Origin of the sequence: Streptomyces spectabilis (assembly GCF_008704795.1) — a bacterium.
Lineage (GTDB): Bacteria > Actinomycetota > Actinomycetes > Streptomycetales > Streptomycetaceae > Streptomyces > Streptomyces spectabilis.
The window spans coordinates 9,691,136-9,715,255 of record NZ_CP023690.1 but is presented as its reverse complement, the minus strand read 5'-3'; the positions used below and the strand labels follow the sequence as shown (position 1 = coordinate 9,715,255).

At 71.3% G+C, this 24,120-nt stretch carries 20 protein-coding genes and 1 pseudogene; 9 read left to right on the top strand and 12 right to left on the bottom strand.

The genetic code is table 11. The annotated features are described in order from the left end of the window. Window positions 1–3: 3 nt before the first annotated feature. Window positions 4–465, top strand: coding sequence for an ATP-binding protein (locus CP982_RS41085; protein ID WP_150515165.1), 462 nt, complete (start codon window positions 4–6; stop codon window positions 463–465). A gap of 15 nt (window positions 466–480) precedes the next feature. Here CP982_RS41085 and CP982_RS41080 read toward each other — a convergent pair whose 3' ends face one another. From CP982_RS41080 to CP982_RS41065, 5 genes are all read right to left on the bottom strand, one after another. Continuing rightward, window positions 481–1,395, bottom strand: coding sequence for an alpha/beta fold hydrolase (locus tag CP982_RS41080; RefSeq protein ID WP_170316606.1), 915 nt, complete (start codon window positions 1,393–1,395; stop codon window positions 481–483). A 240-nt stretch (window positions 1,396–1,635) separates the two neighbouring features. Beyond that, a complete protein-coding gene (locus tag CP982_RS41075) occupies window positions 1,636–2,322 on the bottom strand; it encodes a restriction endonuclease (protein ID WP_150515163.1) in 687 nt (228 codons plus the stop codon). A gap of 180 nt (window positions 2,323–2,502) precedes the next feature. Further along, entirely contained in the window at window positions 2,503–3,369 is an 867-nt protein-coding gene (locus CP982_RS41070; protein WP_150515162.1) for a hypothetical protein, read from the bottom strand. 198 nt (window positions 3,370–3,567) lie between these two features. Further along, window positions 3,568–3,705: a hypothetical protein gene (locus CP982_RS42040; protein ID WP_170316605.1), complete on the bottom strand. Its 138-nt coding sequence runs from the start codon at window positions 3,703–3,705 to the stop codon at window positions 3,568–3,570. A gap of 316 nt (window positions 3,706–4,021) precedes the next feature. Beyond that, on the bottom strand, window positions 4,022–5,251 hold the full coding sequence (locus CP982_RS41065; RefSeq protein WP_150515161.1) for a neprosin family prolyl endopeptidase: 1,230 nt from the start codon (window positions 5,249–5,251) through the stop codon (window positions 4,022–4,024). A 571-nt stretch (window positions 5,252–5,822) separates the two neighbouring features. Here CP982_RS41065 and CP982_RS41060 point away from each other — a divergent pair. From CP982_RS41060 to CP982_RS41045, 4 genes are all read left to right on the top strand, one after another. Next, on the top strand, window positions 5,823–7,850 hold the full coding sequence (locus CP982_RS41060; RefSeq protein WP_150515160.1) for a hypothetical protein: 2,028 nt from the start codon (window positions 5,823–5,825) through the stop codon (window positions 7,848–7,850). Window positions 7,851–7,967: 117 nt separating this feature from the next. Then, on the top strand, window positions 7,968–9,050 hold the full coding sequence (locus CP982_RS41055) for a hypothetical protein (RefSeq protein ID WP_150515159.1): 1,083 nt from the start codon (window positions 7,968–7,970) through the stop codon (window positions 9,048–9,050). Window positions 9,051–9,074: 24 nt separating this feature from the next. Beyond that, a complete protein-coding gene (locus tag CP982_RS41050) occupies window positions 9,075–9,938 on the top strand; it encodes a DUF3592 domain-containing protein (protein WP_150515158.1) in 864 nt (287 codons plus the stop codon). Between the two features lie 122 nt (window positions 9,939–10,060). Further along, window positions 10,061–11,005 carry an aldo/keto reductase gene (locus tag CP982_RS41045; protein ID WP_229879114.1) on the top strand — a complete coding sequence of 315 codons (945 nt, stop codon included), beginning with the start codon at window positions 10,061–10,063 and terminating at the stop codon, window positions 11,003–11,005. Window positions 11,006–11,074: 69 nt separating this feature from the next. Here CP982_RS41045 and fabG read toward each other — a convergent pair whose 3' ends face one another. Next, complete coding sequence (fabG, locus tag CP982_RS41040; RefSeq protein WP_150515157.1) at window positions 11,075–11,866, bottom strand: 3-oxoacyl-ACP reductase FabG; 792 nt, start codon at window positions 11,864–11,866, stop codon at window positions 11,075–11,077. A gap of 351 nt (window positions 11,867–12,217) precedes the next feature. Between fabG and CP982_RS41035 the strand changes: the two genes are divergently transcribed. Continuing rightward, complete coding sequence (locus CP982_RS41035) at window positions 12,218–13,021, top strand: alpha/beta hydrolase (RefSeq protein ID WP_150515156.1); 804 nt, start codon at window positions 12,218–12,220, stop codon at window positions 13,019–13,021. Between the two features lie 130 nt (window positions 13,022–13,151). Continuing rightward, complete coding sequence (locus tag CP982_RS41030) at window positions 13,152–13,892, top strand: class I SAM-dependent methyltransferase (RefSeq protein WP_150515155.1); 741 nt, start codon at window positions 13,152–13,154, stop codon at window positions 13,890–13,892. 96 nt (window positions 13,893–13,988) lie between these two features. Here CP982_RS41030 and CP982_RS41025 read toward each other — a convergent pair whose 3' ends face one another. Next, on the bottom strand, window positions 13,989–15,104 hold the full coding sequence (locus CP982_RS41025; protein WP_170316604.1) for a TolB family protein: 1,116 nt from the start codon (window positions 15,102–15,104) through the stop codon (window positions 13,989–13,991). 252 nt (window positions 15,105–15,356) lie between these two features. Here CP982_RS41025 and CP982_RS41020 point away from each other — a divergent pair, with 252 nt between their 5' ends. Further along, window positions 15,357–16,814 carry an amidase gene (locus CP982_RS41020; RefSeq protein ID WP_150515154.1) on the top strand — a complete coding sequence of 486 codons (1,458 nt, stop codon included), beginning with the start codon at window positions 15,357–15,359 and terminating at the stop codon, window positions 16,812–16,814. Between the two features lie 46 nt (window positions 16,815–16,860). On the opposite strand, the gene CP982_RS41015 is transcribed toward CP982_RS41020, so the two are convergent. From CP982_RS41015 to CP982_RS41000, 4 genes are all read right to left on the bottom strand, one after another. Further along, window positions 16,861–17,052 carry a DUF6221 family protein gene (locus tag CP982_RS41015; RefSeq protein WP_150515153.1) on the bottom strand — a complete coding sequence of 64 codons (192 nt, stop codon included), beginning with the start codon at window positions 17,050–17,052 and terminating at the stop codon, window positions 16,861–16,863. 68 nt (window positions 17,053–17,120) lie between these two features. Next, window positions 17,121–18,683: a PTS ascorbate transporter subunit IIC gene (locus CP982_RS41010; protein WP_150515152.1), complete on the bottom strand. Its 1,563-nt coding sequence runs from the start codon at window positions 18,681–18,683 to the stop codon at window positions 17,121–17,123. Between the two features lie 48 nt (window positions 18,684–18,731). Continuing rightward, window positions 18,732–19,520, bottom strand: coding sequence for a PTS sugar transporter subunit IIAB (locus CP982_RS41005; RefSeq protein WP_150515151.1), 789 nt, complete (start codon window positions 19,518–19,520; stop codon window positions 18,732–18,734). Between the two features lie 81 nt (window positions 19,521–19,601). Continuing rightward, window positions 19,602–21,266 (bottom strand): carboxylesterase/lipase family protein, encoded by a 1,665-nt coding sequence (locus CP982_RS41000; RefSeq protein WP_150515150.1) that lies wholly within the window; start codon window positions 21,264–21,266, stop codon window positions 19,602–19,604. A 245-nt stretch (window positions 21,267–21,511) separates the two neighbouring features. On the opposite strand from CP982_RS41000, the gene CP982_RS40995 reads away from it, so the two are divergent. Then, window positions 21,512–22,549 (top strand): aliphatic amidase, encoded by a 1,038-nt coding sequence (locus CP982_RS40995; protein ID WP_150515149.1) that lies wholly within the window; start codon window positions 21,512–21,514, stop codon window positions 22,547–22,549. Window positions 22,550–22,622: 73 nt separating this feature from the next. Here CP982_RS40995 and CP982_RS40990 read toward each other — a convergent pair. Continuing rightward, a pseudogene (locus CP982_RS40990) lies at window positions 22,623–24,065 on the bottom strand (S8 family peptidase); the annotation flags it as partial. Between the last annotated feature and the right edge of the window lie 55 nt (window positions 24,066–24,120).

The following is a 24,120-nucleotide window of genomic DNA, read 5'->3' as shown; positions in this document are numbered from 1 at the left end:
CGGATGAGCTCCGATCCCCCCGACGCGGTGCTGCCGCTCGGCAACGAACCGAGCGCGGCGCCGTTCGCCCGCAACTACACCATCGCCGTCCTGGAACGCTGGCTCGACGGCCGGAACGGCCACGCCGATGTCATCGACGCCGCCGCCCTCATCACGACCGAGCTGGTCAGCAACGCCCTGCGCCACAGCACGCCCTACAACCTGCGCCTTCAGCTGAGGGGCGAGTCCGTGGTCATCACGGTCACCGACACCGGCAGACAGCTGCCGGTGCGGCGCGCGTCGAACCCTTACGACGTCAGCGGGCGCGGCCTGGAACTCGTCGAAGCGTTCGCCACGCACCTGGGCTGGGGCCGCGCCGCGGGCCGCAAGGCCGTCTGGGCCCGGCTGGATCTGCCCCCGGCGCAGGGCGGCCCCGGCCGAGTGGGGGCTCAGCGCGGCCCTGCCCGGACCACCGAGCCGCGGTAGCCCGGACATGGCCGGTCACGCGAGTGGCGTGTGCACCGCCGTCGGCCCCGCACCGGTCCCGGTCCCGTCGGGCTCGGCCGCGCGCGGCGAGCCGCCGCCCCCGTGCTGAAGGGCTTCCTCGCAGGTCAGCTCGACCACGGAGACAACGGATGACGAGTGCCGTGTGGGCAGCCGATGGCAGCCGCGCGGTACGACGTGGAGCCGGGCCGCGGGCAGTTGCGCGGCCAGGCGGTGCGAGTGGACGGGCGGAACGGTGGGATCGTCCTCCCCGACGAGGACGTGTACGGGGATGCGCCGCAGGGCGTCCAACTCGGTGACGTCGTGGCGCATCAGCGCTTTGAACCACCGGCCGGCCACGTCCATGGGCGGCTGCGTGCTCAGCCGCGGCTGCCAGAGGTTGTGCAGGCGGAGCGCCACGCCGGGCGCGTACACGCACACGCTGGCCATGACGTGCCGCATCAGGCCGACCAACCGCGTCGGGAGCGGATACCCGGCGGCCGCGAGGTCGAGACCGCCGCCGCTGGTCGCCACGAGCAAGGCCCCGGTGACCTTGTCCCCGAAGAGCCGGGGCCGGGCAGCGGCCAGTTCGAGGACGGCCGCGCCGCCCATGGAGTGTCCGACGAGGACGACCGGTACGTCCCCGGGCGCGGTGGCGGCGATGACGGCGTGGAGGTCGTCGGCCAGCAGGGACATCGCCGGGCGGGCGGTGCCGGTGGTGGAGTTGCCGTGTCCGCGCTGGTCGTAGCGCACTACGAGGGTCCTGGGCCGGGACAGTTGTTCCACGGTCTTGTCCCAGATGGCAGAGGTCGCCTGCCAGCCGTGCGCCAGGACGAGCACCAAGTCGGGGTCGCGCGGCCCGTGCGGGTACAGGGCCAGGCGGGCGCCATCGGGCCGCAGCAGGCCGACGGGGGTGCGGGGGATCTCGGGCACGAACGTCTCCTTGGTGCGGACGGCAGCACGGCTGCCCGGGCGAGCGATGACGACACGGCGCGCCCTCGCGCGGCAGGGCCGTTTCATGCCCTGCCGCAGGTGAGAAGGCACCCGAACAACAGACGCAGGAGGCCACCGCTCTGGTTGTAGAAGGGCTCGCTGTCGCCCTCGCCGACCACGCCCGGAGCCTTCTCGCGCAGCGGCTGCCACGGGGCCGTGCCTGCCGCAGGCGGGGCCGACTCAGACGGGCCGGGGTCGCGTAGCCCCGCCGCCGCTTCCGCTCAGCGGGATCAGCGTCTCCAGATGCGCGCCCCTGACCCAGGCGCCCAACAGGTCGCGGTGCAGAGCCACGATGTCCTGACGCACCGCAAGGCCAAGGGCGGCCTTGGTGAACGTACGGCAGGTGGTGACGAACAGGGCGACGTCCGCACCGTGTTCCAGGCGGGCGGTGCCGACGAACTTCTGCATGTCCTGCGAGGACACGCTGCGATGGGGCGCGTACTTCTTGCACTGGACGACGAGCTTGCGGCCATCGGAGAGACAGCCGACGACATCCGCGCCCAGGTCGCCGCTCTTGCCGCTCACGACGACCTTCGTGCAGCCGTCCCTTCGGCACAGATCAGCGACGTACCGCTCGAATTCCTGCCAGGAGAGCGCGTCCACTTCCGTCATCGACAGCTCGCGCGCCCGCGCCTCCTCCTGGGCTCGCCAGTGCCGGTCCTCGCCGACCGCGCGCCGGTGCGCACGCCACAGGCCCCAGCCCGCCCCGCCCACCACGGACAGGGCGCACACGACCGCCAGGACGGGCCACACCGCCGCCCAGTTCCCCGCCACCCACAGGCCAGCGGCCAGCGCCGCCACGCTGCCCCAGCCCTGCACCTGCCTGCGCGTCCGCTTCCGCAACCGCCGACGCCGTCGCGCTGCCATCAGAGCCCCCCCCACTCCCCGGTCCCGTGCCCCGCAGTGTGGAAGCCCGGCCGGGCCGCGGCAAGAGGGCCTGGTCCCATGTGAGGCACCGGCGGTCGCACCGGACCGGGTACGAGACGGTGGGTCACAGGCATGTCATGCCAGCATCAGAAGCGCCGCCGGGAGCGGCCTGGCCTCAGCTCACCTGTGCGGCCGAGGCGCGTAGTCCTCGGGGGCACGGGGGGCGTGGGAGCCCGCCTCGGCGTACAGCGCACGGATCGCGGTGACCAGTTCCGGATGGTCGTCCAGGTCGACGCTGTCGCTGTCGACGGCGTAGCCGATCAGGCCGAACATCTCGTGGATGAGGTGGTCCTGTTGAGCGGCGGTCAGCCGGTCGGGGTCGGGCGGCGCGGAACGCTCGGGGTCCTGCAGGTCCTCGATGCGGGGCAGATGCCGCTGCTGGGCCGCGCGGTGGGCGGCCTCGGCCCGCACCGCCTCGGCGAGCCGGGCGGGCCAGGCAGAGCGGAGCGGGGCCGGGTCGGGCTCGCCGGAGCGGTGGGCGTGCAGGGCCGCGACGGCGTTGGCGCGGGTGGCCCTGGGGCACCGGTCGGCACGCTGCTGAAGGTGGGGAACTGCCGCGAAGCGCCGGGCTAGGGCGGTGATTTCGCTGCGGTGCGCGACCGCCCAGCGCTGCTCGGCGTGGCGGTCGCGATGGGTCCGGACGGCTTCGACGCGCTCGCTCTGCGTCAGCGGGTGGCCGACGATGTCATCCTGATCGCGGCGCAGTTGCAGGTAGCGGCGCTCGGCCGCCTGGCGGGTGCGCAGTTCCAGTGCCGTCGCGATCCGGGACCAGATGACGTTCTGGTGGCGGGCAGCGGCGATCAGCCGTGACTCGTCCGTCAGAAGCTTGTCGCGCAGCAGGCGTGTGAGCAGCAGGGCGGCGAGCAGATCGGTCTCGGTGACGTGGTCCGCGGCGTCTCGTTCGACCAACTCGGTGATCCGGTCGTACTTGGCGGCGATATCGGCCAGTGCCCCCGTGTGCGGTAGCGCGCTCGTGATCTGAGCCATCTCCCCCAGCCAGGCGTGCGCGCCGGGTGATTGGGGCGTGTGCAGATGACGCCAGGCATCACCGCGGTTGATTTCGGCATCGGGGTATCGCGGAAGTGTCGTCTTACTGATGACGTTTTTCGTCGTCCTTAAGACGACACTGCTTGGTTCCGGCATGTCTTCTCATCCTTTCCTTTCGCCATAGGGGGCGTGGTGTGGCTATTCACGATTTCCTGGCGTGAGGTCCTCGTCCGGCCCCGGCCTGCGTCGGCGCCAGGCGTTGACCAGGGCACTGGCTGCCGCTCCGGTGGCCAGGGCCAGGACTCCCGCGACGTACTCGGGCCAGGCATCGCTCATCAAACTGTTCAACATCGCAGTTCAGCGCACTGCCGTGCGCTCATACCCCTTCAGATGTCGGGAGGGGGCGACAGCTCGCCCGGCGAACATTCTTATGCCAAAGACATGATCGCCACTTACGGTCGAGGGGTGGCGGACCCTAGCGAATTGGCGAACCTCGGTGAGATGGGGGAATGCAGAAGCCCGGCTTGCCATACCACGCAACCAGCGGGGTGTTCACGCACGCGGCGGAGCCCCGGCCCATGACGGGCCGGGGCTCCGCGCCGACTGGCCGCACCCCAGGGCACCTTCCTCGCCCCTCATGCGGCAGCGGGATTCAGCAGGAGTTCCCGCCCGGCCCTCCGAAGAACAGGTAGCTCCCCCAGTCGGACCCTGAGTTGTTGGTGATCTGGAGGGAGTAGCAGGGGCCGTGCACCGATCCCGCCTCCGAGAGGTTCGCGTGCACCGTGCCGCCGCTCACGGGGTACACCCACGCGACGCGCTGGTACGCCGCCTGCCCGAAGCCCGCCGACGCGCGTTGTCCGGAGCCCATCGGGGGCCACTGGGTGATCAGGGTTCCGACCTCGCCGCCGAACTTGGCGCGGGCGGCGTTGGTGGCCATCGGCCCGTTGTCGAACCATGCCGCCGGGTAGCAGCCGATCGCGTGGTCGTCGAAGTAGAGCCACCACGCGTTGTTGGTGAAGTAGAAGCCCATCTTGTGCTCGACCTGCGTGCCGCCGCTCTGCGACACCGCCAGCGGGGCGCCCGGACGGACGTAGGGGTTGGAGACCGGCTGGAACGCCTGGCCTTTGTCGTTGTAGAAGGAGTGTCCGGCTTCGTAGTTCCGCCGGGTGGAGAAGACGAAGAAGTGGGGCGTGGCGTTGCCGTACATCTCGATGTCGACGTGCCAGCCGCATTCCACGGTCTGCAGGACGGGTCCTTCCAGTCCGGCGTAGTACCACTGCTGGCTGAAGGTCGACTGGTTCGACGCCGCGGCGAACGGGTTCCACACGTTGATGCGGCTTGCTCCGCCCAGGCAGGTGATGTTCTGCTCGCCGGTCGCGTATCGCTTGCCGAGCGCGGCTGCCGTTGCCTCGGCGTCGGCGGGGGGCCTCTGCTTCGCCGAGGAGGCCGCGAGGTTCGGGAACCGGCACAGCCCCGAGAGGGTGGTGCGGTACAGCGGCGTGGTACCGGCGGGGGCGCTCCGTACGGCCGACTGCGGCGGTGGGCTCACGGCTTCCCGCGACCTCGGGTCCTGTGTCATCGGCTGGTCGGGGCCGGGTGGTTGAGGGGGGCCTTGGTCGGGAGCGACGGCGAGGCCTCCCCAGCGGCGCGCGGCGGGGTGCGCGTCCTCGGGGATGCAGTCGACGACTTGGCCGTCGGTTTCGACGTAGCTCTCGACGGTGTCGACGCCCTGGTAGAGATCCAGGACGTACGCCTGCATCTCGTCGAAGTCCTGTGCACTCGCGACGGCGGCGCCAGGCAGTCGGCGTGCTTCCTCGTACGTGGTCGAGGCGACGGACCTGAGAAAGGCGTCCAAGGGCTGCGGGGAGATTTCAGCAGTCATGGGGAATGCTCCTTGGTCGGATATCCGCATGCGCACGGTCAGCGGCTGCCCCGGGTACCGAGCCTTCCAGAGGGCACCGACGACGAGGAGCCGTTTCGATTACACCTTCGACTCGCGTCTGGATGTCGGGGCACGGGCCTAGTTCACCCCTATGAGGGAGGGGAGGCCGCAAGGCCCGCGAACCGGCCACCAGCCTCACATTTTCCTCATCGTCTTCACTCAGCCTTCTCATCCAAGGCCACACCTGCCACGCTCACCCCGGCTGCCGGACCGCCCGCAGCGTGAGTGCTGCCGCGTCCGCAGACACTTCTCGTTTCGCGACCAACCCGAGAACAGGGGGAGTCACGTGCGCATTCGCCATACCGCTCTGTCCGCTCTTACGGCCTTCCTTCTGCTGTCCACCGGCCTGGTGTTCAACGCGCCGTCCGCCGCGGCCACTTCCGGCCCGGCCAGCGCCCCGGCACTGAGCACACAGGGAGCGCCAGCAGCAGCCCAGGGCGCAGAAGAAGCACGCAGACCCCGGGGCGGGGCCGACCCCTCGGGCGGCCAGTACGTCCCGATGAGGGCCCGCGTGCTGGACAACGTCGCGGTGGAACCCGGCGCGACGCTGACGGTGAGACTGTCCGGTACCGCGGGACTTCCGGCCACGGGGCTCGACTCGGTCGCCGTGAACGTGGCCGCCAAGGGCGACAGCGACTCCGGGACGGTGGTCGTCTATCCGTCGGGCGAGCTGGAGCCGGACGCGACCAGCGTGAGCTACGACAAGGCCCACTACGCATCCACGACGCTGGTGACCAGGGTCGGCTCCGACGGCCAGATCAAGGTCGTCAACCAGGGCACGGCCACCATGCGCGTATATCTGGACGTTCAGGGCTACACCCTGCGACAGGACGACAGCCAGGGCTCTTCCTATGTGGCCCTGCCGCCCCAGCGCGTCCTGAACCCCACCGGCCTCGGCGGCGGGGGCAACCTCGAACTCAAGCCTCTCGGCAAGGGCGGCGTACCCGCCGCCGATGTCACCGCCGTCGCGCTGACCGTCACGGCCAAGAGCACCTCCACGGGCACCATACGGGTCTACCCCGCGGGCGAGGGCTGGCCTGCCGACGCCACCATCGACTACCCCAAGGACGCGGCCCAGCAGAACTTCGCCATCGTCAAGATCGGTGCCAACGGCGCGGTCAACATCCACAACCTCGGCTGGGGCAGCGCAGACGTCGCGGTCGACGTGGTCGGCTACTTCACCCGCTCCACCGGTACCGCCCAGCGTGCCGACCTGCGCTCTGTTCCCCCGGTCAGGGTCGCCGAGAAGCTGGTGATCCCGGCAGGCGGTGACAAGGTCGTGGACCCGCGAGGCGTGGCGGGCGTCCCCGTCCTCAACACCACGGCCGTCGGCATCAGTGTCACCGCCTTCGGCACCGGAACGGGCGGCATCCAGGTGCACCCCACCCAGACCGCCGCCGCCCCGGGCCCCACGGTCAGCTACGTTCCCGACAGCGAGGCCACTGGCTTCACCCTCGCCAAGCTCGGCGGTGACGGGAAGGTCAACCTCCACAACACCGGATCGAGCCCGGTGACCGTCTGGGTCGACGTCCTGTCCTACGCCGAGCTCGTCGACCGCAGCTTCCCGGCCCCGTCCACCGTCGGCGAGGCCATCGAGAACATCACGGGCACCGCGGACGTCAGCGGCACCGTGGACAGTGACAGCGAGAACATCGCCATCACCACCAAGACCGACGACTCGGGTACGACGACGGTGAAGGTGCCACGGGACCCGCAGCAGGGCATCAAGGTCAGCAACGACTCGGGGACCACCACCCTCAAGCTGCCCGCCTCCGGCACCGCCACCCGCACGGCCGGGGGAACCGTCCTCTACGACGGCACCAGCGCCCACCACTCCATCGGCGTGCAGCCCACCACCGACGGCGGCTTCCGCACCTTCGCACACCTCGACGACGCCTCCGCCCCGACCAGTTACTCCTTCCCCCTGGACCTGCCCACCGGCACCCGGCTGGCCGTCGACGAACTCGACGGCAGCGCACTCATCGTCAAGGAGCACGCCAGCACCACGGAACCCGCGGTGCTCCTCGAAGAGGTGACCCGGATCCAGAAGCCCTGGGCCAAGGACGCGAACGGGCGGACCTGGCCCACCAGTTACACCATCGAGGGCAACACCCTCAAGCTCAACATCGATCTCACGCCGGCCGCCGACACCTCCGGCGCCACCGTCTCGCCCCGCTTCCCCGTGGTCGCCGACCCGTGGGTGAAGAGGAACTGCGGCATCGTCACCTGCTCCTGGTACTTCAGCAAGGCCACCACGCGCTGGATCAAATCGAAGTTCGACAACCACGGCTGGAAGGTGGCGACAGCCAGCACCGTCATCTGCGGCAACCTCCCGCACCCCGTGGCCAAGGGAGCATGTGCCATCGCCATCGCCTACTACTACAACAGCGCCTTCAACAACACCCGCGCCGCGTACAACCGGGGAGGGTGCCTGGTGGTGAGAGTCAACGTCCTGTGGGGCGCGACGCCCGCCACCGCGTGGAGAACGGTGCGATTCGACAACGTTCCACTCAGCAACCGGTACTGCTACAGCAGCTGACGCAGCACCCGACCGCGGCCATGAACTCGCTCACCACGCCTACCCTTGCGGGCCGCGACGGCGAACCCTCATCCCAGGGCCTGTCGGCCGTCACCGATGATGTGCACAATCGGCGCCATGACGATCACCGCGGGCGCACCGCCCACGCACGACAAGCCCGCCGACCTCGCTCTGGGGTTCCTGACGGGCGGGGTGATCGGGGCGTCGCTGACCGCCTTCATCGGGGGCTGCGTCGTCGAGAAGGTGCCGCTGATCGTCACGGGGCTCGCCCTTCCCGCGGTCTTCGGGCTCGTCTTCTTCCTTGCCACGCTGCCGCGCCGTGCCCGGGAGGCCGCGGTCGTGCCGCGTGTGGCGCTCGCGATGATCGAGAGCCTGGAGGCCGTCGGGGGCGAGACCAGCGATGTGCCGGTGCGGTTCGAGCTGTCCGTCGTGCCGGACGACGCATCCGCGTTCCGGGTCGAGATGCGGCAGGAGGTCAACCTCGTCGAGTTGCCCGACTACCGGCCGCGCGGGGTCGTGGTGGTGGAGTATCCGCCGGACCGGCCGTGGAAGACGCGGATCGTGAGGCGGCCGACGCCGCAGTGGGAGGAGCGGGCCGCCGCGGCCCGGCTGGACTCGGTGCCCGGTCCGGCCATGAAGAGCGAGACCGAGGGGGGTTGTTCCGGCTCGCTCCTCACGCTGTTGGGGCTGCTGCTCGGTTCGGCCGCCGTGCTCTTGCTGTTCCGTGCCGACCTGTTCGGCTCCGACGGGAGCGAGAGCGGCTCCCCCAGGCCGTCCGTCTCCTCCTCGTCGTCCACGAGCACCGTGACGTCGGCGACGGGCACGGTCACCCTCGGCCCTGGCCAGTCGATGCTCGACGAGGGTGAACTGCGCAAGGCCGTCGAGTCGTTGACGCGGAGCGCGGACCGGCGCCGGGCGCTCACCGTCGTGGTGCAGGACCGCCTGCTGACGGTCGTCTTCGCCTCCCGTGGTGTGAAGGGGGCCGGGTTCGACGCGCGGTCCCTGCCCTACGACCGTGTGCCGGGCCTGGTCGAGGAGGCCAGGACCACCCTCGGCGTCGAGTCCCCGCGGAGCTGGCAGCTCACCGCCGACGGGGTCACCGGCTCGCTCACCCTCAGGGTCGTGGTCACCGGCGGCGGGGGCACCGGAACGCTGGAGGCGGACGGCCGGGGCAACGTCCTCCGGCACAGCGGAAGTTGACCGGAACGTCAGGAGGAGGGGCGCATGGGGTGGGACGAGGTCCTGACGCTGTGGTGTGCGGCGTGGGGTGTGGCGGCGCTGGTCGGCTACGGCATGTCGCTGGCCGGGGTGACCAAGGCGCAGCGCACGGTCCGGCTCACCGGACGGATCGAGCGGGTGCGGGAGCCCCGGCACGGCGGTTCCCGGGCGGGCGGGATATCGGTGGTCGTCTCCTACCGGGACCCGGCCTCGGGTCAAGACGTGATCGTGACCAACGACGGCGAGCGCGGCGAAACGATCACCTGCGCGTGGGAGGGCCGGGAGATCGGGGTCAGCCATCCCCGAGGCAGACCGCACGCCTACCGATTCTCCAACACCGTGCAGGAGGCCAGTCGTGGCCTGGGCCGGCCCGGTTTCGCGGTCTTCCTCGTCTACGTCGGCCTTGTGGTCCTCGCCGCGGTCGGCCGGGGGTGGCCGTGGGCTCTGATCGGCTTCGGCGGGCCGGGGGCCGTCTTCGCCGCCGCTCATCTGCCCGGGCCAGTACGCGCCAAGAACCGGCGCGTCGAGAGACTGGCGGCGATGGACAGCGTGCGCGGGCAGGTCGTCGCGGTCCTGAAAGACGTCAGCGTCGACCAGGACGACGGCCACACCTTGACGACCATCACTCCGGTCGTGTCGTTCACCACCCGCGAGGGCACAGCCGTCACGGCCCACTGCACGTCGCACCTGCCGGACCCCGCCAACGCGTACGGCCGTGAAGTGACGGTCCACTACACGGCCGCCGACCCGGCCGAATTCACGCTGGACCGCGCGGCCGAACACCGCTCGGAGGGGCAGGACGTGACGTTCAACGTCGTGGTCACCGTCGTACTCGCGGCGACGGCCGTGGCGGGAGCGGCGATGCTCTGAAGCGCCGTGAACGAAGGCCTGCGACAAGGAAGACCTGCAGTAAGAACGTGTGTCCTGGGCACATCTCAGAAGTGAAGGGCCACTGGGACACAAGGACCACGGGGACAGAGGGAGGGCGACGCATGGCCGAACAGACCGACGTACGCGCCGGACAGCCGGTGTACGGGTGCATGGGGCTCGGCGGTACCTGGGACAGCGTGCCGTACACCGCCGCGGACATCGCGCACGCCGAGGCCGCCGTCGAGGCTGCCCTCGACGTCGGCATGACGGTGTTCGACCACGCCGACATCTACCGGCGCGGCAAGGCCGAGGCGGTCTTCGGCGAGTTGCTCGGCCGGGCGTCCGGGCTGCGGGAGCGCATCGTCGTGCAGACCAAGTGCGGCATCCGGCAGGCCGACGGCCACCACCCCGGCATGTACGACCTGCGGAGCACGCACATCGTCCGGAGCGTCGAGAAGAGCCTCACCCGGCTGCGTACCGACGTGATCGACGTACTGCTGCTGCACCGGCCCGACCCGCTGGCCGACCCGCAGGACATCGCGAAGGCCCTCACCTCCTTGCACGGGCAGGGTCTGGTGCGCCGCTTCGGTGTGTCGAACATGAGCGCCGCGCAGATCGAGCACCTCCAGAGCCACCTCGACATCCCGCTGGTCGCCAACCAGCTGGAGATGAGCCTGGGCAGCCGGGACTGGGTCGAGGCGGGCGTCCTGGTGAACACCCCGGCGGCGGCCGCGAACGGCTTCCCGCACGGGACCGTCGAGTACTGCGACGCCCGCGAGATCCAGCTCCAGGCCTGGGGCGCCCTCGCCCAGGGCCGCTACACCGGCGCCGATGACTCACCGACCGCGCGACTCGTCTCCGACCTCGCCGAACGCAAACAGACCACACCGGAGACGATCCTGCTGTGGTGGCTGCAGCGCCACCCGGCCCGCATCGCCCCGGTCATCGGCACCAGCCGGCCCGAACGCATCCGCGCCTGCCGCGACGCCGTCGGCCGCGAGCCCGAACTCACCCACGAGGAGTGGTACGACCTGTGGGTCACCGCGCGGGGCGGCCCCTTGCCCTGAACGACCCGCACAGAGGCCACGTGGGCGCCCTGTGCGGGCCGCTGTGCGCCATCGAAGGTCCATCGAAGGTCAGGGGCGGGCGGCGAAGGCGTCGAGGGATTCGGGGAGGGTCTGGCCGCCGTCGATGGTGAGGGTCTGGCCGGTGATGAAGGAGGCCTCGTCGGAGGCGAGGAAGAGGACGGCGTGGGCGATGTCGGACGTCTCGCCGATGCGGCCCAGCGGGATGCAGTCGGTCATCCGGCGCAGGTAGTCCGGCCCGAGGTCGGTCAGGCCCTCGGTACGGACGTTGCCGGGCAGGACGGCGTTTACGGTGATGCCGTGCGGCGCCAGCTCCAGGGCGGCCCCGCGCAGGAAGCCCAGCTGCCCCGCCTTGCTGGCCCCGTAGTGGGACCAGCCCGCGTAGCCGGTGGTCGGCCCGGTGATCGAGGAGGTCAGAAGGACACGGCCGCGCCCGGCCGCCCGTTCCAGGGCGGGCAGACAAGCGCGTACGGAGAGGATGGAGCCGCGCAGGTTGACGCCCAGGACCTCGTCCACGTCCTCGGCGGTCAACTCCCGCAGCGGACGCTCGGGGAAGACCCCCGCATTGGCACACAGCACGTCGATGCCACCGTGGCGCCGCTCCGCCTCGGCCGCCATCTCCTGGATCTGCTCCGGCTGCCGCACGTCCATGCCGATCCCTGAGACCCGCCCGCCGGTGACCTGCGCGAGGTGGTCGGCCACCTTGCGGGCCGTCTCCGCGTCACGGCCCGTGAGCAGCACGGCGGCGCCTTGGCGGGCGAACAGTTCGGCGATGCCGTGCCCGATCCCGCGCGTCCCTCCGGTCACGATGACAGACCGGTCCTGCCAAGGCGTGAACGTCATGGTGTGTGCCCCTTCGTCGCTTCCTCGCCGGTCCTCGCCGATGAGGCCCGGCCGGCGGCCACGGTAGCGAGATCAGCAGGAGACACACGGACGTGACGGCGAAGACCGGCCAGAGGAGTGTCGGGCGGCGCGGCCGTGAGGACAAAGTGTGCGGCTCACCGCGCCCGTCTCCGCGGGTGCGCGCCGCTCCCGCGCGCGTTCACGGACACGCGGTGCCAGACTGGAAACGAGTGGTCCTCGTACGGTGCCGCACGTGCATCGGCGCATGTCAGAGCGCGTGCCGCGCGCACTCCGCCGACCGGCGGGGTGTTCCCCAGGGAGCGAGAGAGGGAACTCCACAGGAGGTACCCCATGGCAGCGAACCGCACGCGCGTCATGTTCATCCATGGTCTGTGGCTTCACTCGACAAGCTGGCAAGGGTGGGCCGAGCGATTCCGGGAAGCCGGCTACGAGCCCCTTCTGCCGGAATGGCCCGGAGTCCCGGACACCGTCGCCGAAGCGCGTGAAAAGCCCGGGCCACAGGCCGGTGTCGGCCTGGCCGAGATCTCCGAACACCATGCCCGCATCATCCGCGGCCTCGACACCCCGCCGATCCTGATCGGGCACTCCGTGGGCGGCTTCATCGCCCAGCACCTCCTGGGCCAGAACCTCGGGGCGGCCGCGATCGCGATCTGCCCCGGTCAGATCAAGGGCGTCAAGGCCATCGGCCCGGCACAAGCGAAGTCGGCGTTCGCGTTCCTGCGCAACCCGGCCAACACCAAACGCACGGTCTCCCTCAACCCCGCCCAGTTCCGGTACGCCTTCGCCAACGCGGTGTCCCAGGAGGAGTCCGACGACCTGTTCGAGCAGTGGACGATACCCAGCCCGGCCCGGCCGCTGTTCCAGCTGGCACTGGGCAACTTCGCCCCCAACTCCCCCGCCAAGGTCAACACCGGCAACGAGTCCCGCGGGCCGCTGCTCCTGCTGTCCGGCAAGCTGGACCACACCGTCCCCGACGTCCTCACCCGCTCCACGTTCAAGCAGTACCGCCATTCCAGCGCCTCCACCGAGTACCAGTGCTTCGAGGACCGAGGCCACTCCCTCATCGTCGACAGCGGCTGGCCCGAACTGGCGGACACCTCCCTGACGTGGCTCCGCGGGAACAACCTCACCTGACGGTCCCCTATCTCCGCTCGACGCATCGGTCGGCTGGTCCTGACCCTCAGGGCAAGTCTGTTGGCCTCCGCGGTGTGGTCGCGGCGCTACTGGTCGCGGCGCCGTGCCGCCCTCGCTATGGTCCCCGGTCATGAGTGACTCCTACGCGGGACTCTCGGCCCACTACGACCTGATCATGACCTCCGGCTACTACGACTACGACGCCTACGCCCGCGCCCTGATCACCCTCATCGGCGACCGCCGCGAGCTCCTGGAGCTGGGAGTGGGGACCGGTCTCGTCTGTGCCAAGCTCCTCGGCCTCAAGGCCTCCGGGCTCACCATCACGGGCATCGACCACACGGAGAGCATGCTCGCGCAGGCGCGCCGCCGCCTCGGCGAGCGGGTGCGGCTGGTCGCCGGGGACATCCGCGAACCCGTGCTTACGGCGCCCTTCCAGGCGGCGTACTCCGTGGGTGGGATCTGGTACTTCATCCATGACGAGCAGAACGACGCGATCATGCTCGGCAGTCACCTCGTGACGGAGGAGGACAATGCCACGGCGCTCGCCCACCTGCACGACGCGTTGGCGCCCGACGGCATCCTGGCCCTGGCCGTCCAGGTCCCACACCACGCCTACGAGCGCCCGCTGCCCGGCGGCCTCGTGTATGCCCAGGAGGTCCGCCAGGTCGACGTCGGGGTCTTCGTCAAGGACTACTACGTCAAGCAGGGCGGTACGGAAGGACGAGCCGGGTCGGGCGAGATCGTGGCGCACATGTGCTGCCCGTACCGGGTGTTCCCTGCGGGTCGGGCCGAGCGGCTGCTCACACAGTGCGGGTTCCGCTCCGAGGGCCCCACGGGCGACGGGCTGTTCCGCCAGTTCACCCGGCAGTAGCAGCCCCGTAGCACCTGGCTGAGCGCTGCGCTGGCGCCTTGCTCGATGCCCGGGTGGGTGGTGTCGCCCGTCAGAGCCCGACCGGAGCCCCGCAGGTCAGAGGAAGTGGCGCACGAACACGTCCGACTTGCCGTTGGTGTCACCGGGCACGATGTCGTCGGCCGTGGACTGGAAGACCACATCGCGCCCGCCGGCGCTGACCGCGTCGGGCCTGGCCGAGGCGGGCTGGTGCGCGACGGTCTCGTCGGTGCCCGTCGGCAGGTCGCGCAGCACGAGCGAGGGGCCGGTCGTGTCGTGCGGGGCGTACAGCAGATAGCGGCCGGTGGGATCAATGGCCACGCCCCGCGCGTTCGGCACCAGTTGGGCGGTGCCCGCGCTCACGTCGTGGACGTAGGTGTCGGAGCCCGAGAGGTAGACGACCTTGTTCCCGTCGTCGCTGAGCTGGACGAGCGTCGCCGCTTTGGACGGGCCCTCGATCGGGCCGGAGGCGGTGGCACCGGTCGGGTCCCACACGAAGACGTCCTGTGCCTTGCCGTCCTGGTAGGCGACACGGTGGCCGTCGCCGCTGATGGACGGGGCGGACGGTTGGGTGTGGCCGAAGTCGGCGAGGGTCTGTTTGGTGCCGGTGTCCCAGTCGTGCACCTCGATGCGTTGGCCGGACGCCGATGGCTTGCGGATGACCAGGGCGATGTGGCGGGCATCCGTGCTCAGCGAGGGCTGGTTGCAGCTGTAGGCCGAGCAGTTGGCGGACACCGTCGCTCCCGTGCTCACCTGGTACTGGCGGATCCGCACGTTGTTCACCCACTGCACCGGGTAGGCGACGTGCTCCCCGTCGCCGCTGATCACCGGGGGCTGGAGCGGGGACAGTGATCCGATCCGCTTGGTCTGGCTCGTCCGATGGTCGCGCACGTACACCAGGTCGCCCGGCTCCGGGGCGTCGGGCGTGAGGTTCTTCGCCGACGACGAGAAGACGACGTGGCGGCCGTCGGGTGTGATCGAGGCGCCGGACGAATTGCCGTCGGCCTGGGTGCCGTCGCCCGCGACGGTGATCCTCTCGACACCGGCTCCGCGGCCGCCCGCGACGCCCTCGGGGGCCGTGGGCCCGGCCGAGGCGGCTGCGGGCAGCGCCGCCGTGACCGCGCAGACGGCGACCGCCACGCTCAGGGCGGCCCGCACATGTCTGGTGGTGCTCCGGTTCGGATGTACCGTCATTTTCCCCCCAAGAAGGACACGGCTTCTCCTCCAGTTCCTCACCAGAGGACCACAGGCATGCAACCGCGAGGGAGCAGTGGGGTCAAGACGGCGCTGCGGGGTCGGTGCGTCATATGACGCGTTGGGGGCCGCTGGTCGGGTCGGCACCGGCGTAGTCACCGGACTGCACCGGACCGGGCTGGCTCGCCGGTTCGTCCCGTTGCGCGAAGAGGCGTTTTATGGCTTCACCGAGGGCCCCGTACTGTCCGATTCATGTTCACGGAACGGATTTTTCAGACGGCCGAAGAACTCATGGCCGCGCTGCGCGCGGGTGAGGTGTCCTCGGCGGAACTGACCGACGAGGCGATCGCCCGTATCGAGCGGGACGACACGGCGGTCAACGCGATCTGCGTGCCGGACTTCGACCGTGCGCGGGCCGCCGCGCGCGACGCGGACGAAGCGCGTGCCCGCGGTGAGGACCGGCCGCTGCTCGGCCTCCCGGTCACGGTCAAGGAGTCCTTCGACATGGCCGGACTGCCCACGACTTGGGGCATGCCGCCGCACCGGGACTTCGTACCGGCCGAGGACGCGGTGCAGGTGTCGCGGCTCAAGGACGCGGGCGCGGTCATACTCGGCAAGACCAACGTGCCCTTGGGCCTGCAGGATGTGCAGAGCTTCAACGAGATCTACGGCACCACCAACAACCCGTGGGACCACGGCCGTACGTCAGGTGGCTCCTCCGGCGGATCGGCGGCGGCCCTCGCCTGTGGATTCGGCGCGCTGTCCATCGGCTCCGACATCGCCGGTTCGTTGCGCACCCCCGCCCACTTCTGCGGCGTCTACGCGCACAAGCCGACACTCGGCCTCGCGGCGTCCCGCGGCATGGTCCCGCCGCCAGGGCCCGCCCTGCCCGTCGAGTCCGACCTCGCCGTCGTCGGGCCGATGGCGCGCACGGCCCGCGACCTCTCGCTCCTGCTCGACGTCATGGCAGGACCGGACCCGCTGACGCTCGGCGTGGCCCACGACGTGACGCTGCCGCCCGCCCGACACGAGCGGCTCCGCGACTTCCGGGTCCTGGTCCTCGACGAACACCCGCTCATCCCGACCGGGTCCGCCGTACGGGCGGGCGTGCAGCGGGTGGCCGACGCCCTGATCGACGGCGGCGCCCGCGTCGAACGGCACAGTCCGCTGCTGCCCGACCTGGCCGAGGCCGGGGTGCTCTACACGCAGTTGCTGATCTCCGGCTCCGTCGCGCGCTTTCCCGTCGAGGGGTACGAGCAGCTGCGGATCCGGGCCGCCGAGCTGAGCGAGGACGACCAGAGCCTCGACGCCACGCGGCTGCGCGCCATGGTGTTCAGCCACCGCGACTGGATGGAGGCGAACAGCCGCCGCGAGCTGCACCGCCACGCCTGGCGGCAGCTCTTCGCCGAGTTCGACACCGTGGTGTGTCCGATCACGCCCACCCCGGCGTTCCCGCACGACCACGACCCCGATCCGTTGCGCCGCCGACTCGACATCGACGGCGTCGGCCACCCCTACTTCGATCAGCTCGTCTGGGCCGGTGTGGCCACCATGCCCGGCCTGCCCGCCACCGCCATTCCCGCGGGCCGGTCCCCCGAAGGCCTTCCGGTGGGGGTGCAGCTCATCGGCCCGATGCTCGAGGACCGCACCCCGCTGCGCCTTGCCGAGCTGCTCGAGCGAGAGATCGGCGGCTTCCGGGCACCGGTGTAGCGCGAGCCCGCAAGGGGCAGGAGCAGCCCCCGGTCACCCCGCGCGGCTACGCCTGCCACTCCTCGAGGTAGCCCAGCCGGCTCGCGTACGGCTGGGCGAGCAGGCGGACCGTCGTCCACGCGACAGCGGCGCTCTGCGCGTTCTCCGCGTGGCGCCATACCCGCAGGTTGAGCCCGACGATGCGCCGCTTGGCCTCGGTCTCGGTCAGGATCTGCCGCGGCACCCCGCACGAGCGCACATGACCGCTCCCCGGAGGGCCGGGGCGGCGCGCGCCAGGGCGTGCGGGGCACGATGGCCCCTGGGGCGTCAGTCCGTGCTCGGCGGCGCGGGTGGTCTCGGTGCGCCCGGGGGCGGGGCGATCTTTCCGTACGCGGTGGTCGGGGCGGCGGGTGCCGTGGAGGGCGGCGGTTCCTCGCGGGGCAGGAGCGCGTCGCGGCGGGCGCCCGGGTCCCAGCCCGTTTCCACGACCCGCTTCTGCATGACGATGGCCCCGGCCAGGATCACCGCGCCGAGCAGCAGCATCAGGACGACGCCTCCCGCCGTCCCGGCCTTGGCGGCGTTGCCGATGAGGGCGCCGAACCAGCCGAAGTCCGCGTCGCCGAACGTCGTGTTCTCCTTGCCGAAGGCGCCGAGGACCTCCAGGAGCAGCGCGGGCAGGAACGTGATGAGGACGCCGTTGAGGAAGGCGCCGACCACCGCGCCGCGTCGGCCTCCGGTGGCGTTGCCGTACACGCCCGCCGCTCCGCCGGTGAAGAAGTGCGGCACCAGGCCGGGCAGGACCAGAGCGAGGCCGAAGGCCGGTTCGAGGATCCAGGCGAGCAGGCCGAGGCTGACCAGACCGCCGACGAAGCTGGAGATGAAGCCGATGAGGACGGCGTTCTGCGCGTACGGGAAGACGATCGGCGCGTCCAGCGAGGGCACCGCGCCCGGCACCAGCCTGTTCGCGATGCCCTGGAAGGCGGGCACGAGCTCGCCGAGGATGGTCCGTACGCCGAAGAGGATCACGGCGACGGCGATGCCGAACTGGAGGCCCTGCATGATCGATTGCATGACGTACGCGCCGATGCCGGGGGCCGCTGGACCGCCGTCGGTGGCGAACGCCTTGAACGCGGCCTCCTTGCCCGCCTTGGCGAGGAACACCAGCGACATGATCACGTAGATGAGCACCATCGACAGGGCCGTGGCGACCATCGAGTCCCGCAGGAAGCGCAGGCCCTCGGGCAGCTTCATGTCCTCGGTGGAGCGGCTGCGCCGACCGACGACCTGCCCCGCGGCCCCGGCGACGACGTAGCCCGCGGTGCCGAAGTGACCGATCGCGACGGTGTTGTTGCCGGTGACGCGCTTGGTCCACGGGTGGGCGAAGGCGGGCATCGCCACCAGCAGGATGCCGAGCAGGACCCCGCCCACGACGACCACGACCCACGACTCCTGTCCGGCGGTGGCCAGCACCACCGTCAGGAGCGTGGCCATGAACAGCATGTGATGGCCCGTCAGGAAGACATAGCGCAGCGGCGTGAAGCGGGCGAGCACGAGGCTGACCGCGAAGCCGAGGATCATCAGCCAGGCCACCCGCGAGCCGTACTCGGCCTGGGCGATGCCGACGATGGCCTCGTTCGTCGGGATCACGCCGTGCGCACCCGTCGACCCCTGGATCATCTCGCCGAGCGGCGCGAGGGCGGCCACCACGAGGCCCGCGCCCGCGCCGATCAGCAGGAAGCCGAGCGTCGCCTTGATCGCGCCGCCGAGGACCTGCCCCGCCGACTTGCGCAGGGCGATCAGACCGGCGGCCGTGATGAGCCCGATCAAGTACGCGGGCTGGCTGAGGATTTCATCGACCAGGAACTTCGCCACCGACACCAGCCAGTCCACGACGTCCCACCTCCTGCTTCTTCGCTGTTGTCGCGTGCGGTGCCGCGCTCACACGTCGTACGTGTCCCGCAGCACCCGGTCGGCCTCCGCGGCGGAGGTGAAGTCGTCCACGACCTTCACGGGGATGCCGACGTCGCCGAGGGTCCTGGCGATCTCGCGGGACGTGAGGATCGCGACGGCCTCCGCCGCCTTGCCCTTGGCGGAGATGGTGTCGGTCGCCTCCACGGTCACGTACCGGCTCCACCCCCAGCGGTCGAGGACCTGCTCCAGGGTGTTCTTCAGGAACAGGCTGGTGCCCAGGCCGTTGCCGCAGACGGTGAGGATCTTGTGCACGGTGCGGCCGCCGGTCGCGGCGCCTTCCGCCGCCTTGCCCCGCACGGGTCCCGGCTCCTCCCCCGCGAGGAGGGCCCGCAGGGCCTGCGGCGTGGGCGCCTCCCGCAGGGCCCGCTCGGTCTCCGGATCGGCGAGCAGCCGGGCCAGCGAGGCCATCGCCTCGGTGTGCTGCGAGGCGTCCCGCGCGGCAAGCGCGACGACCAGGTCGACGGGGTCGTTCGTCTCGTGCCCGAACTCCACCGGCCGCGCGAGCCGCACCCAGGACATCCGCGTACGCAGTACCGCGGGCGAGGGCCGTGCGTGCGCGAAGGCGAAACCCGGCGCGAGCACGATGTACGGACCGTTGTCCTCGACGCTCCGGATCATCTCGGCGGTGTACGTGTCGGTGCTGCTTCCGGTCGCCACCAGCAGCTCGCCCGCAGCCCGGACGGCACCGCGCCAGTCCTCGGCGGCGGCGCCGAGCCGGATCGCCTCACTGGGCAACAGATCACTCACAGACACCATGGAGCTGATCGTTCCACAGGCCCCGGTGCCTGGCCCAGGCCGGTGGGCATCATCTCCGGGGCCAGGCGGGGGCTCATGCCGTCAGTCGGCCAGCCGGTCCCAGAACGCGCAGTGGTGTGCGGCGGCGGCGTCCACCGGGCGGATGCCGCCCGCGCCGGGTGCCAGGGACTGCACGGTCGGGCCGGGGCCGAAGCGGGGCCACTCGGGGGTGTCCGGGGAGTTCGGGTCGCCGGTGGTGGCGAAGCGGGTCCAGTAGGCCGTCATGTGGTCGGCCAGGGCGCGCTGTTCCGGGGTGAACTCCGGCACCGTGGCCCTGGGGAAGAGGTAAGCCAGCTCGAAGCCGTGGGCCGCCCCGTAGGGATAGCCCGCCACCACCGGCAGGCCCGGCAGGCGCGGCGCGTTCGCGTCGCTGAACAGATAGGCGTACGTGGGTACGCGCGCGGCCAGGGCGCGGTCCGCCCGCAGCGCGCCGCAGGTGAACGAGGCGTCGGTCACCAGGGCGGCCCACGCGAGGCCCGGCGAGGGGTGATCGGCCAGCGGGTACCGCGCCTCGACGGCCGGCGCCGACGCGCCGAAGGAGTGGGCGAGGCGGGCCCGGTACGCGCGGGCGTCAGGGATCGGGGTCGTCGACTGGGTCAGGGCGAGGAAGAGCCGCATCTCGTCCCGATTGGTTCCCTGCACCACGGGGACGCGGTGGAAACGCCCCTTCTCCAGGGCCCGGTCGGGGCGCAGGGGCAGTCCGCCACCGCCGTAGGAGACGAGGGAGAACGTCTGCATCAGGGCGGGTGTCACCAGTTCGTCGGTGCTCAGACGGCGCAGGCAGTCGAGCGTGTCGCCCGGCCGCACGCAGCCGAGCGTGGCGGCCGCGGCCACGCCCGCGGTCTCCGTACGGCTCCGCGGTACGAACGGCTCGTAGCGGGGCTGTGCGGGGACGACGGCGCCGCGCGGGAACGCGGTCATGCAGGACCCGCTCTGCAGCGCGGCCCGCTGGAAGAGTCCGGCGGACTTCGGCGACGTGAGGTGCGCGCAGGTGCTCAGCGCCCCCGCGGACTCGCCGAACAGCGTCACGCGGCCCGGGTCGCCGCCGAAGCGCGCCGCGTTCGCCCGCACCCAGCGCAGCGCCGCACGCTGGTCGGCGAGGCCGAAGTTCGTCGCGCCGCGCAGCTCCGGGTGGCCGAAGAAGCCGAGGACGCCGAGCCGGTAGTTGAGCGTCACGACCACGGTGTCGCCCCGCACGGCGAGGCGCTCGGCGCGGTACGTGGAGCCCGAGCCGAACGTGAAGGCGCCGCCGTGCACCCACACCATGACCGGCCGTCCCCGGCCCGGCGCCGGGGACGACGGTGCGGTCACGTTCAGGGTGAGGCAGTCCTCAGAGCCGGTGGCCGGACCGGACCCGAGCATCGGGAACTGCGGACACTGCGGGCCGGGGGCGCCCGCGTCGCGCACCCCCTGCCAGGGCCGCGCGGGCCGCGGGTCGCGCCAGCGCAGCGGCCCGGTCGGCGGTGCGGCGAAGGGGATCCCCTCGAAGGTGTCGTACGCGTCGTGGGAGCGGCCCCGCACCGGCCCGTGGTCGGTGACGACGACCGGTCTGTCGGCCGCCGGGCCACGCGCCGTCGGACGGCCGCTTTCGTCGGCGCCCGCCGCCGGTACGGCGACGGCGGCGGTTGCAGTGAGGAGGGCGGACAACGCGAGGACCAGCGCGCGCAGCGCGCCGCCCCGGCGTCGTGGGGGACGGGGTTCCGGCATGATGACGTCCTTCGGCGGCCGGGGGCCCACGGGTGGGCCCGAGCGCCCGAGTACGTACCCCGGACCGCTCGTGGTCATCTGTTCGGGGGCCCGTACGCGGCGGGTTTCACCCGTTCATCCGCACCGGCCTCGGGCCGGACGTCGGCTGTGGCCGTTCGCTGTCGGAACGCTTGTCATGCCGACGGGCCGGGCGCTTGTCTGGGCGGGGACACCCTCGTACGGCAACGCAACGGAAGGAGCGGACGATGCGCCATGGCGACATCTCCTCCGGCCCGGACACTGTCGGGGTCGCAGTCGTGAACTACAAGATGCCCCGGCTCCACACCAGGGCCGAGGTCCTTGACAACGCGCGGAAGATCGCCGAGATGGTGAGGGGCGTCAAGGTCGGCCTGCCGGGGATGGATCTCGTCGTCTTCCCCGAGTACTCCACCCACGGCATCATGTACGACCCGGACGAGATGCTGGACACCGCGTCCCGCGTGCCCGGCGAGGAGACCGACGTCTTCGCCGCCGCCTGCCGCGAGGCGGGCGTCTGGGGCGTCTTCTCACTGACCGGCGAGCGCCACGAGGACCACCCGCACAAGCCGCCGTACAACACGCTGGTGCTCATCGACGACCGGGGCCGGATCGCGCAGACGTACCGGAAGATCTTCCCGTGGTGCCCGATCGAGGGCTGGTACCCGGGGGACACCACGCGCGTGACCGAGGGCCCCAAGGGCATGAAGATCTCGCTGATCGTCTGTGACGACGGCAACTACCCCGAGATCTGGCGGGACTGCGCGATGAAGGGCGCCGAGCTGATCGTGCGCTGCCAGGGCTATATGTACCCGGCCAAGGAGCAGCAGGTGCTCATGGCCAAGGCGATGGCCTGGGCGAACAACGTCTATGTCGCGGTCGCCAACGCCACGGGGTTCGACGGCGTGTACTCCTTCTTCGGGCACTCCTCACTGATCGGCTTCGACGGGCGGACGCTGGGCGAGACCGGTGAGGAGGAGTACGGCATTCAGTACGCCCAGCTGTCGGTGTCCGCGATCCGTGACGCGCGCGCCCGTGACCAGTCGCAGAACCACCTGTTCAAGCTGTTGCACCGCGGCTACTCCGGGGTGCACACGGCGGGCGAGGGCGAACGGGGTGTGGCCCAGTGCCCGTTCGACTTCTACCGGCTGTGGGTCACGGACCCGGCCAAGGCCGCGGAGAACGCCGAGGCCATCACGCGGGACACGGCGGGCGTCGCGGAGTGTCCCGTCGGCTCGTTGCCCGTACCGCGTCCGAAGGAGCAGTGAGTGCTGCTGGGCGTACGCGGGGCGGGGCCCGGTGCCGTCGCGGCACCGGGCCCCGGTGGGCTCAGCGTGCGCCGAGTGCGGACAGGGTCGTCGTCGCGTCGGCCAGGCCCGCGCCGCAGCCGCCGGAGCAGGTGCCGGGCAGGGGGCGGGCGTTGCTCTTGATGGCCGACTCGATCTGCGCCGGGGTGATGCCGGGGCTCGTCTGGTACATCAGGGCGGCGAGGCCCGCGATGTGCGGTGCGGCCATGCTGGTGCCCTGGTAGGCGACGTAGTTCTCGCTGCCGATGCCGCGGGTGCCGGAGTTCAGCGTGGACAGGATGCCGTCGGCGGTGTTGGGCGAGGTCTCGCCGCCGGGGGCGGTGATGTCCACGGCGCTGCCGTAGTTGGAGTAGACGGCCCGGTTGCCCTGGCGGTCGGCGGCCGCGACGGCGATGACGTTCTTGCAGCTGGCCGGGTTGAAGTTCGCGGCGTTGGCGTTGGAGTTGCCGGCCGCGACGACGACGGTGGTGCCGCGGTTGACGGCGGCGTTGATCGCGCTCTGGGTACCGGCGTCACAGGCGCCGCCACCGCCCAGGCTCATGTTGATGACGTCGGCGGGGTACGGGTTGCCCGTCACACCCTGCACGGTGCCGCCGGAGGACCAGGTGATGGCGTCGATGATGTCCGCCGTGGTGCCGCCGCACTTGCCCAGGACGCGGACGGGCTGGACCTTGGCCCGGTGGGCGATGCCGGTGACGCCCTTGGCGTTGTTGCCGGACGCGGCGATCGTGCCGGCCACGTGGGTGCCGTGCCAGGAGTTGTTGGTGTCGCGGGCGGGCACGGGCTGGCCGTTGCGGTCCGTGCCGCACTCGCCGCGGTTCATCCAGTCGCCGGGGTCCGCGGGGTCGCTGTCCCGGCCGCCGCCGTCCTGGGCCATCCAGGCGTCGGAGATGAAGTCGTACCCGGAGACCACGTTCGCGGCCAGGTCGGAGTGGTTGACGTAGCCGGTGTCGATGACAGAGACGTTGACACCTTCGCCGGTCGCGCCCTTGGCCCAGGCGCCGGGGACGTTCATGCCCGCCCGGTCCTCGAAGAGGTCCCACTGCCGGGGGTAGTACGTGTCGTCGGGGGCGGCCGCGGCGTACATGCGGGTGTCGGGAACGACGTAGGCGACGTCGGGGTCGGCGGCGTAGGCGGCCATGACGTCCTTGACGTCCTTGGTGCCGAGCTTGTCGCCGAGGTCGACCAGGGCGGCGCCGGTGCCGAGGCGCCGCTTGAAGTCGAGGCTCTCACCGACGTCCTCGCCCTTGTCGCGGGCGTCGTCGCGGGCCTCGGTGTTGGAGGTCGCCTCGTCGGCGCGTGCGGTGTAGCCGACGATGATGCGCTCGGTGGGGACCGCCTTCGCCACGGACGCGCCGGGGGTGGCGGCGGCGTCCGGGCCCGGGGCTGCGAGGACGGTGGTGACTCCGGTGCCGAGCAGGGCGGCCGTGGTGGCCGCCGCGAGCAGGGATATGCGTGTGCGTCTGGAACCGCGCAAGGTGTGGCCTTTCACGGGCTGGTCCGGGCAGGCCGGACCAGCGGTTCGTGCCGTG

What these genes read in the sequence shown, in the direction of transcription:
- CP982_RS41070 (WP_150515162.1), bottom strand. Translation starts at nt 3,369, where the DNA reads ATGGCTCAGATCACGAGCGCGCTACCGCACACGGGGGCACTGGCCGAT.
- CP982_RS41005 (WP_150515151.1), bottom strand. Translation starts at nt 19,520, where the DNA reads ATGGTGTCTGTGAGTGATCTGTTGCCCAGTGAGGCGATCCGGCTCGGC.
- CP982_RS41000 (WP_150515150.1), bottom strand. Translation starts at nt 21,266, where the DNA reads ATGCCGGAACCCCGTCCCCCACGACGCCGGGGCGGCGCGCTGCGCGCG.
- CP982_RS41045 (WP_229879114.1), top strand. Translation starts at nt 10,061, where the DNA reads ATGGCCGAACAGACCGACGTACGCGCCGGACAGCCGGTGTACGGGTGC.
- CP982_RS42040 (WP_170316605.1), bottom strand. Translation starts at nt 3,705, where the DNA reads ATGAGCGATGCCTGGCCCGAGTACGTCGCGGGAGTCCTGGCCCTGGCC.
- CP982_RS41065 (WP_150515161.1), bottom strand. Translation starts at nt 5,251, where the DNA reads ATGACTGCTGAAATCTCCCCGCAGCCCTTGGACGCCTTTCTCAGGTCC.
- CP982_RS41025 (WP_170316604.1), bottom strand. Translation starts at nt 15,104, where the DNA reads ATGACGGTACATCCGAACCGGAGCACCACCAGACATGTGCGGGCCGCC.
- CP982_RS41085 (WP_150515165.1), top strand. Translation starts at nt 4, where the DNA reads ATGAGCTCCGATCCCCCCGACGCGGTGCTGCCGCTCGGCAACGAACCG.
- CP982_RS41030 (WP_150515155.1), top strand. Translation starts at nt 13,152, where the DNA reads ATGAGTGACTCCTACGCGGGACTCTCGGCCCACTACGACCTGATCATG.
- CP982_RS41035 (WP_150515156.1), top strand. Translation starts at nt 12,218, where the DNA reads ATGGCAGCGAACCGCACGCGCGTCATGTTCATCCATGGTCTGTGGCTT.
- CP982_RS41055 (WP_150515159.1), top strand. Translation starts at nt 7,968, where the DNA reads ATGACGATCACCGCGGGCGCACCGCCCACGCACGACAAGCCCGCCGAC.
- CP982_RS41020 (WP_150515154.1), top strand. Translation starts at nt 15,357, where the DNA reads ATGTTCACGGAACGGATTTTTCAGACGGCCGAAGAACTCATGGCCGCG.
- CP982_RS41050 (WP_150515158.1), top strand. Translation starts at nt 9,075, where the DNA reads ATGGGGTGGGACGAGGTCCTGACGCTGTGGTGTGCGGCGTGGGGTGTG.
- fabG (WP_150515157.1), bottom strand. Translation starts at nt 11,866, where the DNA reads ATGACGTTCACGCCTTGGCAGGACCGGTCTGTCATCGTGACCGGAGGG.
- CP982_RS41075 (WP_150515163.1), bottom strand. Translation starts at nt 2,322, where the DNA reads ATGGCAGCGCGACGGCGTCGGCGGTTGCGGAAGCGGACGCGCAGGCAG.
- CP982_RS40995 (WP_150515149.1), top strand. Translation starts at nt 21,512, where the DNA reads ATGCGCCATGGCGACATCTCCTCCGGCCCGGACACTGTCGGGGTCGCA.